The organism is Erwinia sp. V90_4, from assembly GCF_029967685.1.
GTDB classification, from domain to species: Bacteria; Pseudomonadota; Gammaproteobacteria; order Enterobacterales; family Enterobacteriaceae; genus Erwinia; species Erwinia aphidicola.
This window is the reverse complement of sequence record NZ_JASCAQ010000041.1, coordinates 130,349-143,558: the sequence shown is the minus strand read 5'-3', so window position 1 is coordinate 143,558 and position 13,210 is coordinate 130,349. Positions and strand designations below refer to the sequence as shown.

Annotated in this window: 11 protein-coding genes; all 11 read left to right on the top strand. The window is 56.8% G+C overall.

Going from position 1 to position 13,210, the window contains the following annotated elements:
- Positions 1 to 16 precede the first annotated feature (16 nt).
- Positions 17 to 691 carry an NADH-quinone oxidoreductase subunit B gene (locus tag QLG07_RS08285; RefSeq protein ID WP_048915449.1) on the top strand — a complete coding sequence of 225 codons (675 nt, stop codon included), beginning with the start codon at positions 17 to 19 and terminating at the stop codon, positions 689 to 691.
- A 119-nt stretch (positions 692 to 810) separates the two neighbouring features.
- Complete coding sequence (gene nuoC, locus QLG07_RS08280; protein ID WP_099754448.1) at positions 811 to 2,610, top strand: NADH-quinone oxidoreductase subunit C/D; 1,800 nt, start codon at positions 811 to 813, stop codon at positions 2,608 to 2,610.
- Between the two features lie 2 nt (positions 2,611 to 2,612).
- Positions 2,613 to 3,128 carry an NADH-quinone oxidoreductase subunit NuoE gene (gene nuoE / locus QLG07_RS08275; protein ID WP_048915451.1) on the top strand — a complete coding sequence of 172 codons (516 nt, stop codon included), beginning with the start codon at positions 2,613 to 2,615 and terminating at the stop codon, positions 3,126 to 3,128.
- Positions 3,125 to 4,465 (top strand): NADH-quinone oxidoreductase subunit NuoF, encoded by a 1,341-nt coding sequence (nuoF, locus tag QLG07_RS08270; protein ID WP_048915452.1) that lies wholly within the window; start codon positions 3,125 to 3,127, stop codon positions 4,463 to 4,465. The genes nuoE and nuoF overlap by 4 nt, the downstream gene beginning before the upstream one ends.
- Positions 4,466 to 4,515: 50 nt before the next feature.
- The gene (gene nuoG / locus QLG07_RS08265) at positions 4,516 to 7,242 is read left to right on the top strand and encodes an NADH-quinone oxidoreductase subunit NuoG (protein ID WP_048915453.1); all 2,727 of its coding nucleotides are present in this window, start codon (positions 4,516 to 4,518) and stop codon (positions 7,240 to 7,242) included.
- Positions 7,239 to 8,216 carry an NADH-quinone oxidoreductase subunit NuoH gene (nuoH, locus tag QLG07_RS08260; protein ID WP_048915454.1) on the top strand — a complete coding sequence of 326 codons (978 nt, stop codon included), beginning with the start codon at positions 7,239 to 7,241 and terminating at the stop codon, positions 8,214 to 8,216. The genes nuoG and nuoH overlap by 4 nt, the downstream gene beginning before the upstream one ends.
- Positions 8,217 to 8,228: 12 nt before the next feature.
- Positions 8,229 to 8,771 carry an NADH-quinone oxidoreductase subunit NuoI gene (nuoI, locus tag QLG07_RS08255; protein ID WP_048915455.1) on the top strand — a complete coding sequence of 181 codons (543 nt, stop codon included), beginning with the start codon at positions 8,229 to 8,231 and terminating at the stop codon, positions 8,769 to 8,771.
- A 10-nt stretch (positions 8,772 to 8,781) separates the two neighbouring features.
- On the top strand, positions 8,782 to 9,336 hold the full coding sequence (nuoJ, locus tag QLG07_RS08250; RefSeq protein ID WP_282468981.1) for an NADH-quinone oxidoreductase subunit J: 555 nt from the start codon (positions 8,782 to 8,784) through the stop codon (positions 9,334 to 9,336).
- Positions 9,333 to 9,635, top strand: coding sequence for an NADH-quinone oxidoreductase subunit NuoK (gene nuoK, locus QLG07_RS08245; RefSeq protein WP_048915457.1), 303 nt, complete (start codon positions 9,333 to 9,335; stop codon positions 9,633 to 9,635). The genes nuoJ and nuoK overlap by 4 nt, the downstream gene beginning before the upstream one ends.
- Positions 9,632 to 11,470 (top strand): NADH-quinone oxidoreductase subunit L, encoded by a 1,839-nt coding sequence (nuoL, locus tag QLG07_RS08240; protein WP_048915458.1) that lies wholly within the window; start codon positions 9,632 to 9,634, stop codon positions 11,468 to 11,470. The genes nuoK and nuoL overlap by 4 nt, the downstream gene beginning before the upstream one ends.
- A 215-nt stretch (positions 11,471 to 11,685) precedes the next feature.
- Positions 11,686 to 13,206: an NADH-quinone oxidoreductase subunit M gene (gene nuoM / locus QLG07_RS08235; RefSeq protein ID WP_048915459.1), complete on the top strand. Its 1,521-nt coding sequence runs from the start codon at positions 11,686 to 11,688 to the stop codon at positions 13,204 to 13,206.
- The last annotated feature ends 4 nt before the right edge of the window (positions 13,207 to 13,210 follow it).

Genomic DNA, 13,210 nt, shown 5'->3' with positions numbered 1-13,210 from the left:
AGCGAGGCAAAAACACATGGACTATACGCTCACCCGCATAGACCCGAACGGTGAGAACGACCGTTACCCCCTGCAAAAACAGGAGATTGTTACCGATCCCCTGGAAAAGCACGTTCATCAAAACGTCTATATGGGCAAGTTGGAACACGCTCTGCATGACATGGTGAACTGGGGTCGTAAGAACTCCCTTTGGCCGTTTAACTTCGGCCTTTCTTGTTGCTACGTCGAAATGACTACCTCGTTTACGGCGGTACATGACGTGGCGCGATTCGGGTCGGAAGTTATTCGTGCTTCGCCTCGCCAGGCTGACTTTATGGTGGTAGCGGGAACCTGTTTCACCAAGATGGCTCCGGTTGTTCAGCGCCTGTATGACCAGATGCTGGAACCAAAATGGGTGATCTCAATGGGTGCCTGCGCGAACTCCGGCGGTATGTACGATATCTATTCTGTGGTGCAGGGTGTGGACAAGTTCCTGCCGGTTGACGTGTATATCCCAGGTTGCCCGCCGCGTCCTGAAGCCTATATGCAGGCACTGCTGCTGCTGCAGGAGTCGATTGGCAAAGAGCGCCGCCCGCTGTCGTGGGTCGTCAGCGATCAGGGCGTGTATCGCGCCAATATGCAGTCGGAGCGCGACAGAAAGAATGCCGAGCGTATCGCCGTGACTAATCTGCGCACGCCTGACGAAATTTAAAAACAGCAGTTTATGGATGTGGTCAGCAACAGCGCAAAAAAAACACAATGTAACGTGCGCCGACCCACCTGACGCCAACACTGAGCGCCTGGATAACAGGCCAGAATGGTGAACCACTTATGACAGATTTAACCACGCAAGATCTCGCTCAGCCGTTATGGCAAACCCGAGATCACCAGGATGACCCGGTGATCGGCGAGCTGCGTAATCGTTTTGGGCCTGATGCCTTTACTGTGCAAGCAACCCGTACCGGCATTCCGGTAGTCTGGGTGAAACGTGAGCAGCTGCTTGAGATTATCCATTTCCTGCGCAAGCTGCCAAAACCCTATGTGATGCTGTATGACCTGCATGGCATGGACGAGCGTCTGCGTACTCACCGTGCGGGTTTACCCGCGGCGGATTTTTCCGTTTTCTACCACTTCATCTCCATTGAACGCAATCGCGATATCATGCTCAAGGTGGCGTTGTCTGAAAACGATTTGAATGTGCCGACCATCACCAAAATCTTCCCGAATGCCAACTGGTATGAGCGTGAAACCTGGGAGATGTTTGGTATCAATATTGAGGGCCACCCGCACCTGACGCGCATCATGATGCCGCAGACGTGGGAAGGGCACCCGCTGCGCAAAGATTATCCGGCGCGTGCGACCGAATTCGATCCTTTCGAGCTGACCAAGCAGAAAGAAGATCTGGAGATGGAATCGCTCACCTTCAAGCCTGAAGACTGGGGCATGAAGCGCAGCACCAACAATGAGGACTTTATGTTCCTCAACCTCGGCCCGAACCACCCGTCGGCGCACGGTGCGTTCCGTATTATCCTGCAGCTGGACGGCGAAGAGATCGTCGACTGCGTGCCGGATATCGGTTACCACCATCGCGGTGCGGAGAAGATGGGCGAGCGTCAATCCTGGCACAGCTACATTCCTTACACCGACCGCATCGAGTATCTTGGCGGCTGCGTAAATGAAATGCCGTACGTGTTAGCGGTTGAGAAACTGGCCGGTATCAAAGTGCCAGAGCGCGTGGATGTCATCCGCGTGATGCTTTCAGAGCTGTTCCGTATAAACAGCCACCTGCTCTACATCTCAACGTTTATTCAGGACGTCGGTGCGATGTCTCCGGTGTTCTTTGCCTTTACCGATCGCCAGAAAATTTATGACGTGGTGGAAGCCATTACTGGTTTCCGTATGCACCCGGCCTGGTTCCGCATCGGCGGCGTGGCGCATGACCTGCCGAAAGGCTGGGAGCGCCTGCTGCGCGAGCTGCTGGACTGGTTGCCAAAACGTCTGAAATCCTACGAACAGACCGCGTTGAAAAACTCCGTGCTGATTGCCCGTTCGAAAGGTGTTTCTGCCTACAACATGGAAGAGGCACTGGCCTGGGGTACCACCGGCGCAGGTCTGCGCGCGACGGGTCTCGACTTTGACGTGCGTAAATGGCGCCCTTACTCCGGTTATGAAAACTTCGATTTCGACATTCCAATCGGTGACGGGGTCAGCTGTGCTTACAGCCGCGTGATGCTGAAGATGGAAGAGATGCGTCAGAGTATGCGCATCCTTGAACAGTGCCTGAAGAACATGCCGGAAGGCCCGTTCAAGGCTGACCATCCGCTGACCACGCCGCCACCAAAAGAGCGCACGCTGCAGCATATCGAAACCCTGATCACTCACTTCCTGCAGGTTTCATGGGGCCCGGTGATGCCGGCCAATGAGTCCTTCCAGATGATTGAAGCGACCAAAGGGATTAACAGTTACTACCTGACCAGCGACGGCAGCACCATGAGCTATCGCACCCGCGTGCGTACGCCTAGCTTCCCGCACCTGCAGCAGATCCCTTCAGTGATCAACGGCAGCCTGGTATCCGACCTGATCGTATACCTCGGTAGTATCGATTTTGTTATGTCAGACGTGGACCGCTAATTATGCACGATCAAAGAATTGCGATCGAAACGATCGATGAATCCGGGGCTTTTGTGCTGAGTGCCACCGAGCGCGACGCCATCGAGCATGAAAAGCACCATTACGAAGATGCGCGTGCCGCTTCAATTGAAGCGCTGAAAATTGTTCAGAAGCATCGCGGCTGGGTGCCTGACGGCGCGATCAACGCCATTGCGGGCGTGCTGGGCATTCCGGCCAGCGATGTGGAAGGGGTGGCAACATTCTACAGCCAGATCTACCGCACGCCGGTTGGCCGCCATGTGATCCGCTACTGCGACAGCGTGGTGTGCCACATCACTGGCTTCCAGGGCATTCAGGCCGCGCTGGAAACCAATCTGAACATCAAGCCGGGCCAGACCACGGCTGATGGCCGCTTCACGCTGCTGCCGACCTGTTGCCTGGGTAACTGCGACAAAGGGCCGGTGATGATGGTGGATGAAGACACTCACGTTCATCTGACGCCGGAAGGCATCGCCAACTTACTGGAGCAGTATCAATGAGACAGATCGTGCGTACTGCCGAAATGCATCCGCTGACCTGGCGCATGCGTGAAGACAAACAGCCGGTATTTCTTGAGGAATATCGCAGTAAGAATGGCTATGCCGGTGCTGAGAAAGCCCTGAAATCCATGGCGCCGGAAGAGATTGTCGCGCAGGTTAAAGACTCTGGCCTGAAAGGGCGCGGCGGTGCAGGCTTCTCCACGGGCTTAAAGTGGAGCCTGATGCCGAAAGACGAATCCATGAACATCCGTTACCTGCTGTGTAACGCCGATGAAATGGAGCCAGGCACCTATAAAGACCGCCTGCTGATGGAGCAGATGCCGCACCAGCTGGTGGAAGGCATGCTGATCGCCGCTTTCGCGCTGAAAACCTATCGTGGCTATATCTTCCTGCGTGGCGAATATATTGAAGCGGCCGCTAACCTGCGCCGCGCCATCGCGGAAGCAACCGAAGCGGGTCTGTTGGGTAAAAATATCCTCGGGTCGGGCTTCGACTTTGAGCTGATCGTGCACACCGGCGCTGGTCGCTATATCTGTGGTGAAGAGACCGCGCTGATTAACTCCCTGGAAGGGCGCCGCGCTAACCCGCGCTCCAAGCCGCCCTTCCCGGCATCAGCGGGTGCCTGGGGCAAGCCGACCTGCGTGAATAACGTTGAGACGCTCTCCAACGTGCCGGCCATCATTGCTAATGGCGTTGACTGGTACAAAGGCATTTCCACCAGTGAAGATACCGGCACCAAAATGATGGGCTTCTCCGGCAGGGTGAAAAATCCTGGCGTCTGGGAACTGCCGTTTGGCACCACCGCCCGCGAAATTCTGGAAGAGTATGCCGGTGGCATGCGCGACGGCCTGAAATTCAAAGCCTGGCAGCCGGGTGGCGCAGGGACTGACTTCCTGACCGAATCCCACCTCGACCTGCCAATGGAATTTGCCAGCATTGGTAAAGCCGGTAGCCGTCTGGGTACGGCGCTTGCAATGGCTGTTGACCACGAGATCAACATGGTGTCGCTGGTGCGCAATCTGGAAGAGTTCTTCGCCCGTGAATCCTGCGGCTGGTGTACACCCTGCCGTGACGGCCTGCCGTGGAGCGTTAAAATTCTGCGCGCGCTGGAGAACAAGCAGGGGCAGCCAGGGGATATCGAAACCCTGCTGCAGCTCTGCCGCCAGCTTGGCCCGGGTAAAACATTCTGTGCGCATGCGCCGGGTGCAGTAGAGCCACTGCAAAGTGCCATTAAATACTTCCGCGAAGAGTTTGAAGCGGGAATGGCACCCCAGGTATACAGCAACGCACACGCGATTAGCGGCATCCAGCCAAACCTGTTAAAGGCGCGCTGGTAAGCAAAGTTTAACGCCCGTGTTCGCACGGGCCTTACGGAAGCATGTTCACTATGGCTACAATTCATGTAGACGGTAAAGAATATGATGTTGATGGTGCAGACAACCTGTTGCAGGCATGTCTCTCCCTCGGCCTTGATATTCCTTATTTCTGCTGGCACCCGGCGCTCGGTAGCGTCGGTGCCTGCCGCCAGTGTGCGGTAAAGCAGTTCCAAAATGCCGAAGACACCCGTGGCCGCCTGGTTATGTCCTGCATGACCCCGGCGTCCGATGGCACGTTCATCTCCATTGATGATGGGGAAGCGAAAGAGTTCCGCGAAAGCGTGGTGGAGTGGTTAATGACTAACCACCCGCACGACTGTCCGGTCTGTGAAGAGGGCGGTAACTGTCACCTGCAGGATATGACAGTGATGACCGGCCACAGTTTCCGCCGTTATCGCTTCACCAAGCGTACTCACCGCAATCAGGATCTCGGTCCGTTTATCTCCCATGAGATGAACCGCTGTATCGCCTGTTATCGCTGCGTGCGCTACTACAAAGATTATGCCGATGGTACAGACCTCGGCGTTTACGGTGCGCATGACAACGTCTACTTTGGCCGCCCGGAAGATGGCGTGCTGGAGAGTGAATTCTCCGGAAACCTGGTAGAAATCTGCCCGACCGGCGTGTTCACCGACAAAACTCACTCCGAGCGTTATAACCGTAAGTGGGATATGCAGTTTGCGCCAAGCATCTGCCAGCAGTGCAGCATCGGCTGTAACACCAGCCCGGGCGAGCGCTACGGTGAACTGCGCCGCATCGAAAACCGCTATAACGGTACGGTAAACCACTACTTCCTGTGCGACCGTGGCCGTTTCGGCTATGGCTACGTTAACCTGAAAGATCGCCCGCGCCAGCCAATGCAGCGCCGCGGCGACGACTGGATCGCGCTCAACGCTGAGCAGGCGATGCAGGGAGCCGCAGATGTGCTGCGCCAGGCGAAGAAAGTGATCGGCATCGGTTCACCGCGCGCCAGCGTGGAGAGCAACTTCGCCCTGCGCGAGCTGGTGGGAGCAGAAAACTTCTCTACCGGTATCGCGGCGGGCGAGCAGGCGCGTCTTGAGCTGATGCTTAACGTGCTGCGCGACAGCGGCATTCACACCCCGGCGCTGCGTGATATTGAGAGCTACGATGCGGTGCTGGTGCTGGGTGAAGATCTGACTCAGACCGGGGCGCGCGTTGCGCTCTCCGTGCGTCAGGCCGTGAAGGGCAAATCGCGTGAAATGGCCGCCGCACAGAAAGTCGCGGACTGGCAGATTGCTGCGATTCTCAATATCGGTCAGAACGCCAAACATCCTCTGTTCGTCACTAACGTGGATGAAACCCGCCTGGATGATATCGCCGCCTGGAGCTATCGCGCCCCGGTTGACGATCAGGCACGCTTAGGTTTTGCCATCGCCCATGAGCTGGACGCCAGCGCACCGGCAGTCAGCGATCTCGATAAATCACTGGCGGGCAAAATCGATGTGATCGTGCAGGCGCTGGCCGGTGCGAAAAAACCGCTGATTATTTCCGGCACTCACTCCGGCAGTGAAGCGATGATTCAGGCCGCCGCCAACGTGGCGAAAGCGCTGAAAGCGCGCGGTTCTGATGTGGGGATCACCCTGATTGCGGGTGCCACTAACAGCGTTGGCCTTGGCATGATCGGCGGTCACTCGCTCGACGTCGCCCTGGCCGAGTTGGAAAACGGCGCGGCAGATGCGGTGATCATTTTGGAGAACGATCTCTATCGTCACCTGCCGAAAGCCACTGTGGATGCCGCACTGAGCAATACGCCAAACGTGATCGTGCTCGATCACCAGCGTACTGCCACCAGCGAAAAGGCCGGTCTGATCCTCTCTACCGCCAGCTTCGCCGAAAGCGACGGCACCGTCGTCAACCAGGAGGGCCGCGCACAGCGTTTCTTCCAGGTTTATGACCCGGCCTACTACGACGAAAAAGTTCAGATGCTGGAAAGCTGGCGCTGGCTGCACTCGCTGCAGAGCACCATCAACAGCCGCGAAGTGGACTGGAGCCAGCTCGATCACGTCATAGATGCCTGCGTGGCGGTACTGCCGCAGCTGGCCGGAATTAAACAAGCGGCACCGGATGCCAGCTTCCGTATTCGTGGTCAGAAACTGGCGCGTTCGCCGCATCGCTCAAGTGGACGTACCGCGATGCGCGCCAATATCAGCGTGCACGAACCGCGTCAGCCGCAGGACAAAGACACCATGTTCTCCTTCTCAATGGAAGGGAACAACCAGCCGGGCGCTGCGCGCTCGCAGATCCCATTTGCATGGGCTCCAGGCTGGAACTCACCGCAGGCATGGAACAAATTCCAGGCGGAAGTGGGTGGACATCTGCGTAACGGCGATCCAGGCGTGCGCCTGATCGAAGCGGGTGAGTCTCAGCTGGGCTGGTTCGAAAATGTGCCGGCTGCCTTCAGCGGTAACGCCGAAAGCTGGCGCGTGGCGCCATACTTCCACCTGTTTGGTAGTGAAGAGATGACGCAGCGCGCTCCGGTTATTCAGCAGCGTATGCCTGAAGCTTACGTGATGGTGAACCCGGACGATGCGGCAAAACTGGGCGTCAATGCCGGTGCTGCGGTGGAATTTAACTGTCAGGGTGAAGTCCTGCGTCTGCCGGTGCGCTTCTCCAGCAACCTGCAGGCAGGGCAGGTTGGTCTGCCAATTGGTTTGCCGGGTGTTCCACCGTTCCTTGCCGGAAGCGACATTGAAAATCTGCGGGAGGCTGCACAATGAGCTGGCTGACACCGGAAGTTATCGACGTCATTATCGCCGTCGTAAAAGCCTTAGTGATTCTGTTTGTCGTGGTGGGCTGCGGCGCGTTTATGAGCTTCGGCGAACGTCGCCTGCTCGGGCTGTTCCAGAACCGTTACGGACCAAACCGTGTCGGCTGGGGCGGCTCGCTGCAGCTGGTGGCGGATATGATCAAAATGTTCTTTAAAGAGGACTGGATCCCACCGTTCACCGACCGCGTGATCTTTACTCTTGCGCCAATGATCGCTTTCACCTCGCTGCTGCTGGCGATGGCGATTGTGCCGGTGACTTCCACCTGGATGGGCGCGGACCTGAACATCGGTCTGCTGTTCTTCCTGATGATGGCAGGCCTGGCAGTGTATGCCGTGCTGTTCGCGGGCTGGTCGAGTAATAACAAATACTCACTGCTCGGTGCGATGCGTGCCTCGGCCCAGACGCTGAGCTACGAAGTGTTCCTCGGCCTGTCGCTGATGGGCGTGGTCGCTCAGGCTGGCTCGTTCAACATGGTCGACATTGTGAACAGCCAGCAGCATCTGTGGAACGTGATCCCGCAGTTCCTGGGCTTTATCACCTTCTGCATCGCCGGTGTTGCCGTGTGTCACCGCCATCCGTTTGACCAGCCAGAAGCCGAGCAGGAACTGGCCGACGGTTACCACATTGAGTATGCCGGGATGAAGTTCGGCCTGTTCTTCGTCGGTGAATACGTTGGTATCGTGACCGTATCGTCACTGATCGTCACGCTGTTCTTCGGTGGCTGGTATGGTCCGTGGCTGCCGCCGATTTTCTGGTTTGCCATCAAAACGGCATTCTTCATGATGATGTTCATTCTGATTCGTGCTGCGTTACCGCGCCCGCGCTATGACCAGGTGATGTCGTTCGGCTGGAAAGTCTGTCTGCCGTTGACGCTGTTGAATCTGCTGGCGACCGCCGCAGTGATTCTGTACACGGCGCAGTAAGGGGTTAAGAACATGACATTAAAAGACCTTGTCGTTGGTTTCGGGACAACCGTACGCAGTATCTGGCTGATAGGTATGAATGCCTTCGCCAAACGCGAAACCATGATGTACCCGGAAGAGCCGGTTTACCTGCCGCCACGTTATCGTGGGCGTATCGTGCTGACGCGCGATCCGGACGGCCAGGAACGCTGCGTTGCCTGTAACCTGTGTGCCGTCGCCTGCCCGGTGGGCTGTATCTCGCTGCAAAAAGCAGAGATGGCCGACGGCCGCTGGTATCCGGAATTCTTCCGTATCAACTTCTCGCGCTGCATCTTCTGTGGCCTGTGTGAAGAGGCTTGCCCGACCACTGCGATTCAGCTTACCCCAGATTTCGAACTGGGTGAGTTCAAGCGTCAGGATCTGGTGTATGAAAAAGAACACCTGCTGATTTCCGGCCCGGGCAAATACCCGGAATACAATTTTTACCGGATGGCGGGTATGGCGATCGACGGCAAAGACAAAGGCGACGCAGAAAACGAAGCCAAACCCATCGACGTCAAGGGCTTGTTACCTTAAGGAGCCAGGCATGGAATTTGCGTTTTATCTTTGCGGACTGGTAGCGGTGCTGGCGACGTTGCGCGTTGTCACCCACACAGACCCGGTACATGCGTTGCTGTACCTGATTATTTCTCTGCTGGCTGTCGCCGGTGTGTTCTTCTCGCTCGGCGCTTACTTTGCCGGTGCGCTGGAGATCATTGTGTATGCGGGTGCCATCATGGTGCTGTTCGTCTTCGTGGTGATGATGCTGAACCTTGGCGGCCAGGAGATCGAGCAGGAGCGCCGCTGGCTGCAACCTTCTATGTGGATCGGGCCTGCCGTGCTGTCGTTTGTCCTGCTGGTGGTGCTGGTTTACGCCATCCGTAGCATTAATGACCAGGGCATTGACGGCACGATGATCGATGCAAAAGCCGTCGGCATCAGCCTGTTTGGTCCTTATGTTCTGGCCGTTGAGCTGGCTTCCATGCTGCTGCTGGCAGGCCTGGTCGTGGCCTTCCACATCGGTCGCGAGCAGCGCTCTGGTGAGGTGCTGAGCAACCGCCCGGCGGACAAAGTGAAAAGTAACAAGGAGGAGCAGGTATGATCCCTCTGCAGCATGGACTTATTCTGGCGGCCATTCTGTTTGTCCTCGGACTCACGGGCGTGGTTATTCGCCGTAACTTGCTGTTTATGTTGATTGGTCTCGAAATCATGATTAACGCCGCAGCACTGGCGTTTGTGGTGGCGGGGAGCTACTGGGGTCAGGCAGACGGTCAGGTGATGTATATCCTGGCAATCAGCCTGGCTGCGGCTGAGGCCAGTATTGGCCTGGCGCTGCTGCTGCAGCTGCATCGCCGCAGTCAGACCCTCAACATTGATAAAGTGAGTGAGATGCGCGGATGAACCTTCTCTATTTAACAATCCTGTTTCCGCTGATTGGCTTCTTACTGCTGGCATTTTCCCGTGGTCGCTGGTCAGAAAATCTGGCCGCTACCGTCGGGATGGGCTCTGTCGGTCTGGCCGCGCTGGTCACGCTCTATGTTGGCATGGACTTCTTTGCCAACGGCCAGCAGGTATTTAATCAGCTGCTGTGGACCTGGATCCACGTAGGTAACTACAACATCAGCGTCAGCCTGACGCTGGATGGGCTGTCGCTGACTATGCTGTCTGTGGTCACCGGTGTCGGCTTCTTCATCCATATGTTTGCCTCCTGGTACATGCGTGGGGAGGAGGGCTACTCGCGCTTCTTCGCCTATACCAACCTGTTTATCGCCAGCATGGTGGTTCTGGTACTGGCCGATAACCTGATGCTGATGTATCTCGGCTGGGAAGGCGTGGGTCTCTGCTCGTACCTGCTGATCGGTTTCTACTACACCGAAGCGAAAAACGGCGCGGCGGCGATGAAGGCCTTTATCGTGACCCGCGTGGGTGACGTGTTCCTGGCATTTGCGTTGTTCATTCTTTACAACGAGCTGGGTACGCTGAACTTCCGCGAGATGGTCGAGCTGGCGCCGGCACATTTTGCTGCCGATAACCATATGCTGATGTGGGCAACCCTGATGCTGTTAGGTGGTGCGGTCGGTAAATCAGCCCAGCTGCCATTGCAGACCTGGCTGGCCGATGCGATGGCGGGCCCAACCCCGGTATCTGCACTGATCCACGCGGCAACCATGGTCACCGCAGGTGTCTATCTGATTGCCCGTACTCACGGCCTGTTCCTGATGACGCCGGAAGTGCTGCATCTGGTCGGTATCGTTGGTGCGGTGACGCTGGTGCTGGCAGGTTTTGCGGCGCTGGTGCAGACCGATATCAAGCGCGTATTGGCTTATTCGACCATGAGTCAGATTGGCTATATGTTCCTGGCGCTCGGCGTTCAGGCCTGGGATGCGGCGATTTTCCACCTGATGACGCATGCGTTCTTCAAAGCGCTGCTGTTCCTCTCCTCGGGTTCGGTGATCCTTGCCTGCCATCATGAGCAGAACATCTTCAAAATGGGCGGCCTGCGCAAAAGTATCCCACTGGTGTATGTCTGCTTCCTGGTCGGGGGCGCCGCGCTGTCTGCTCTGCCGCTGATCACTGCGGGCTTCTTCAGTAAGGATGAGATTCTGGCAGGGGCACTGGCTAATGGTCATCTTAACCTGATGATTGCCGGTCTGGCCGGGGCGTTTATGACCTCGCTCTACACCTTCCGTATGATCTTCATTACTTTCCACGGGAAAGAACAAATTCACGCTCACGCCGGCAAAGGGATTACTCATCATCTGCCGCTGATCGTGCTGTTAATTCTCTCAACCTTTATTGGCGCGATGATTGTGCCGCCGCTGAAAGGCGTACTGCCGGATACCGCTGAACTGGCGCACGGCAGCGTGCTGACGCTGGAGATTGCCTCTGGCGTAGTCGCGATTGTCGGCATTCTGCTGGCTGCCGCGCTGTGGCTGGGCAAACGCACGCTGGTGACCTCGATCGCCAACAGCGCGCCAGGCCGTTTCTTCTCGACCTGGTGGTTTGCTGCCTGGGGCTTCGACTGGCTGTACGACAAAATCTTCGTCAAGCCTTACCTTGGCGTGGCCTGGCTGCTGTCGCGTGACCCGTTAAATGCCCTGATGAACATCCCGGCACTGTTGGCGCGTGGCGCTAACAAAGGCCTGGTGATCAGCGAAAACGGCTACCTGCGCTGGTATCTGGCCTCAATGAGCATCGGCGCCGTGGTGGTGCTGGCTCTGCTGATGGTGATGTAAAGGTTCGTGAGTGGGGTGGGGCTGGTTGGCCCCGTCCTGAGTTTAAGAATGTTGAAAATTACCTGAAGGTTGGGCGTCATCGGCGCAGTCAGTTTTGTCACCGCCAGCGCAGAGCAAGCGCAGCATACTGAAGTATGTGAGCATTGCGAGCACTGCCGGGGGCAAAAATGGCAAGCAAGATAGCCCATTCAGGCTTATAAAGGGAACAAATCGCCATGTTATTACCCTGGCTTATATTAATCCCGTTTGTCGGCGGCTTGCTGTGCTGGCAGCTTGAGCGCTTCGGACCCAAGCTACCGCGCTGGATCGCACTGATCGCAATGGGGCTGACGCTGGTGCTTTCGCTGCAGCTGTGGTTGCAGGGAGGCTATTCACTGACTCAGGCTGCGGGGATCCCGCAGTGGCAATCTGAGTTCTCCGTTCCGTGGATCCCGCGCTTTGGTATTGAATTCCATCTGGCGCTCGACGGCCTGTCGCTGCTGATGGTGGTGCTGACCGGGTTGCTTGGCCTGATGGCGATCCTCTGCTCGTGGAATGAAATCGAGAAATGGCAGGGCTTCTTCCACCTTAACCTGCTGTGGATCCTCGGTGGCGTGATCGGCGTGTTCCTCGCCATGGACATGTTCCTGTTCTTCTTCTTCTGGGAGATGATGCTGGTGCCGATGTACTTCCTGATCGCGCTGTGGGGCCACAAAGCCTCCGACGGGAAGACGCGTATTTCTGCCGCGACCAAGTTCTTCATCTATACCCAGGCCAGCGGCCTGGTGATGCTGATTGCGATTCTTGCGCTGGTGTTTGTGCACTACAACGCGACCGGCGAATGGACGTTCAGCTACGAACGACTGCTGAAAACGCCAATGTCGCACGGCGTTGAATACCTGCTGATGCTGGGCTTCTTTATCGCCTTCGCGGTAAAAATGCCGGTGGTTCCGCTGCACGGCTGGCTGCCGGATGCGCATAGCCAGGCACCCACGGCAGGTTCGGTTGACCTTGCCGGTATTCTGTTGAAAACCGCCGCTTACGGTCTGCTGCGTTTTGCGCTGCCGCTGTTCCCAAATGCTTCGGCCGAGTTTGCTCCTATTGCGATGTGGCTGGGGATTATCGGCATCTTCTACGGCGCGTGGATGGCTTTCTCGCAGTACGATATCAAGCGCCTGATTGCTTATACCTCTATCTCCCACATGGGCTTCGTGCTGATTGCTATCTACACCGGTAGCCAGCTGGCGTTCCAGGGCGCGGTGGTGCAGATGATTGCGCACGGCCTGTCAGCTTCTGCGCTGTTCATCCTTTGTGGTCAGCTGTATGAGCGTTTGCATACCCGTGATATGCGTCAGATGGGGGGCCTGTGGGCACGTATCAAATGGTTACCGGGCCTGTCGCTGTTCTTCGCGGTAGCAAACCTTGGGATGCCGGGTACGGGTAACTTCGTCGGGGAGTTTATGATCCTGACGGGCAGCTTCCAGACGGTGCCGGTGATCATTGTCATCGCGACCTTCGGTCTGGTGTTTGCTTCGGTTTACTCACTGATTATGATGCAACGCGCTTACTACGGTGCGCCAAAGTCAGATACTCCTCTGCGCGGTATGTCAGCGCGTGAGTTCCTGATGATTATGGTGCTGGTGGTCCTGCTGGTGCTGCTGGGTGTTTATCCTCAGCCGATTCTGGATACCTCGCATGCTGCGATGAGTAATATTCAGCAGTGGTTTACTGCTTCAATTTCAACTACAAGGCCGTAATTCG

Bases quoted from the DNA above. Each gene is read 5' to 3' on its own strand.
- QLG07_RS08285 (WP_048915449.1), top strand. From the start codon at position 17: ATGGACTATACGCTCACCCGCATAGACCCGAACGGTGAGAACGACCGT.
- nuoC (WP_099754448.1), top strand. From the start codon at position 811: ATGACAGATTTAACCACGCAAGATCTCGCTCAGCCGTTATGGCAAACC.
- nuoE (WP_048915451.1), top strand. From the start codon at position 2,613: ATGCACGATCAAAGAATTGCGATCGAAACGATCGATGAATCCGGGGCT.
- nuoF (WP_048915452.1), top strand. From the start codon at position 3,125: ATGAGACAGATCGTGCGTACTGCCGAAATGCATCCGCTGACCTGGCGC.
- nuoG (WP_048915453.1), top strand. From the start codon at position 4,516: ATGGCTACAATTCATGTAGACGGTAAAGAATATGATGTTGATGGTGCA.
- nuoH (WP_048915454.1), top strand. From the start codon at position 7,239: ATGAGCTGGCTGACACCGGAAGTTATCGACGTCATTATCGCCGTCGTA.
- nuoI (WP_048915455.1), top strand. From the start codon at position 8,229: ATGACATTAAAAGACCTTGTCGTTGGTTTCGGGACAACCGTACGCAGT.
- nuoJ (WP_282468981.1), top strand. From the start codon at position 8,782: ATGGAATTTGCGTTTTATCTTTGCGGACTGGTAGCGGTGCTGGCGACG.
- nuoK (WP_048915457.1), top strand. From the start codon at position 9,333: ATGATCCCTCTGCAGCATGGACTTATTCTGGCGGCCATTCTGTTTGTC.
- nuoL (WP_048915458.1), top strand. From the start codon at position 9,632: ATGAACCTTCTCTATTTAACAATCCTGTTTCCGCTGATTGGCTTCTTA.
- nuoM (WP_048915459.1), top strand. From the start codon at position 11,686: ATGTTATTACCCTGGCTTATATTAATCCCGTTTGTCGGCGGCTTGCTG.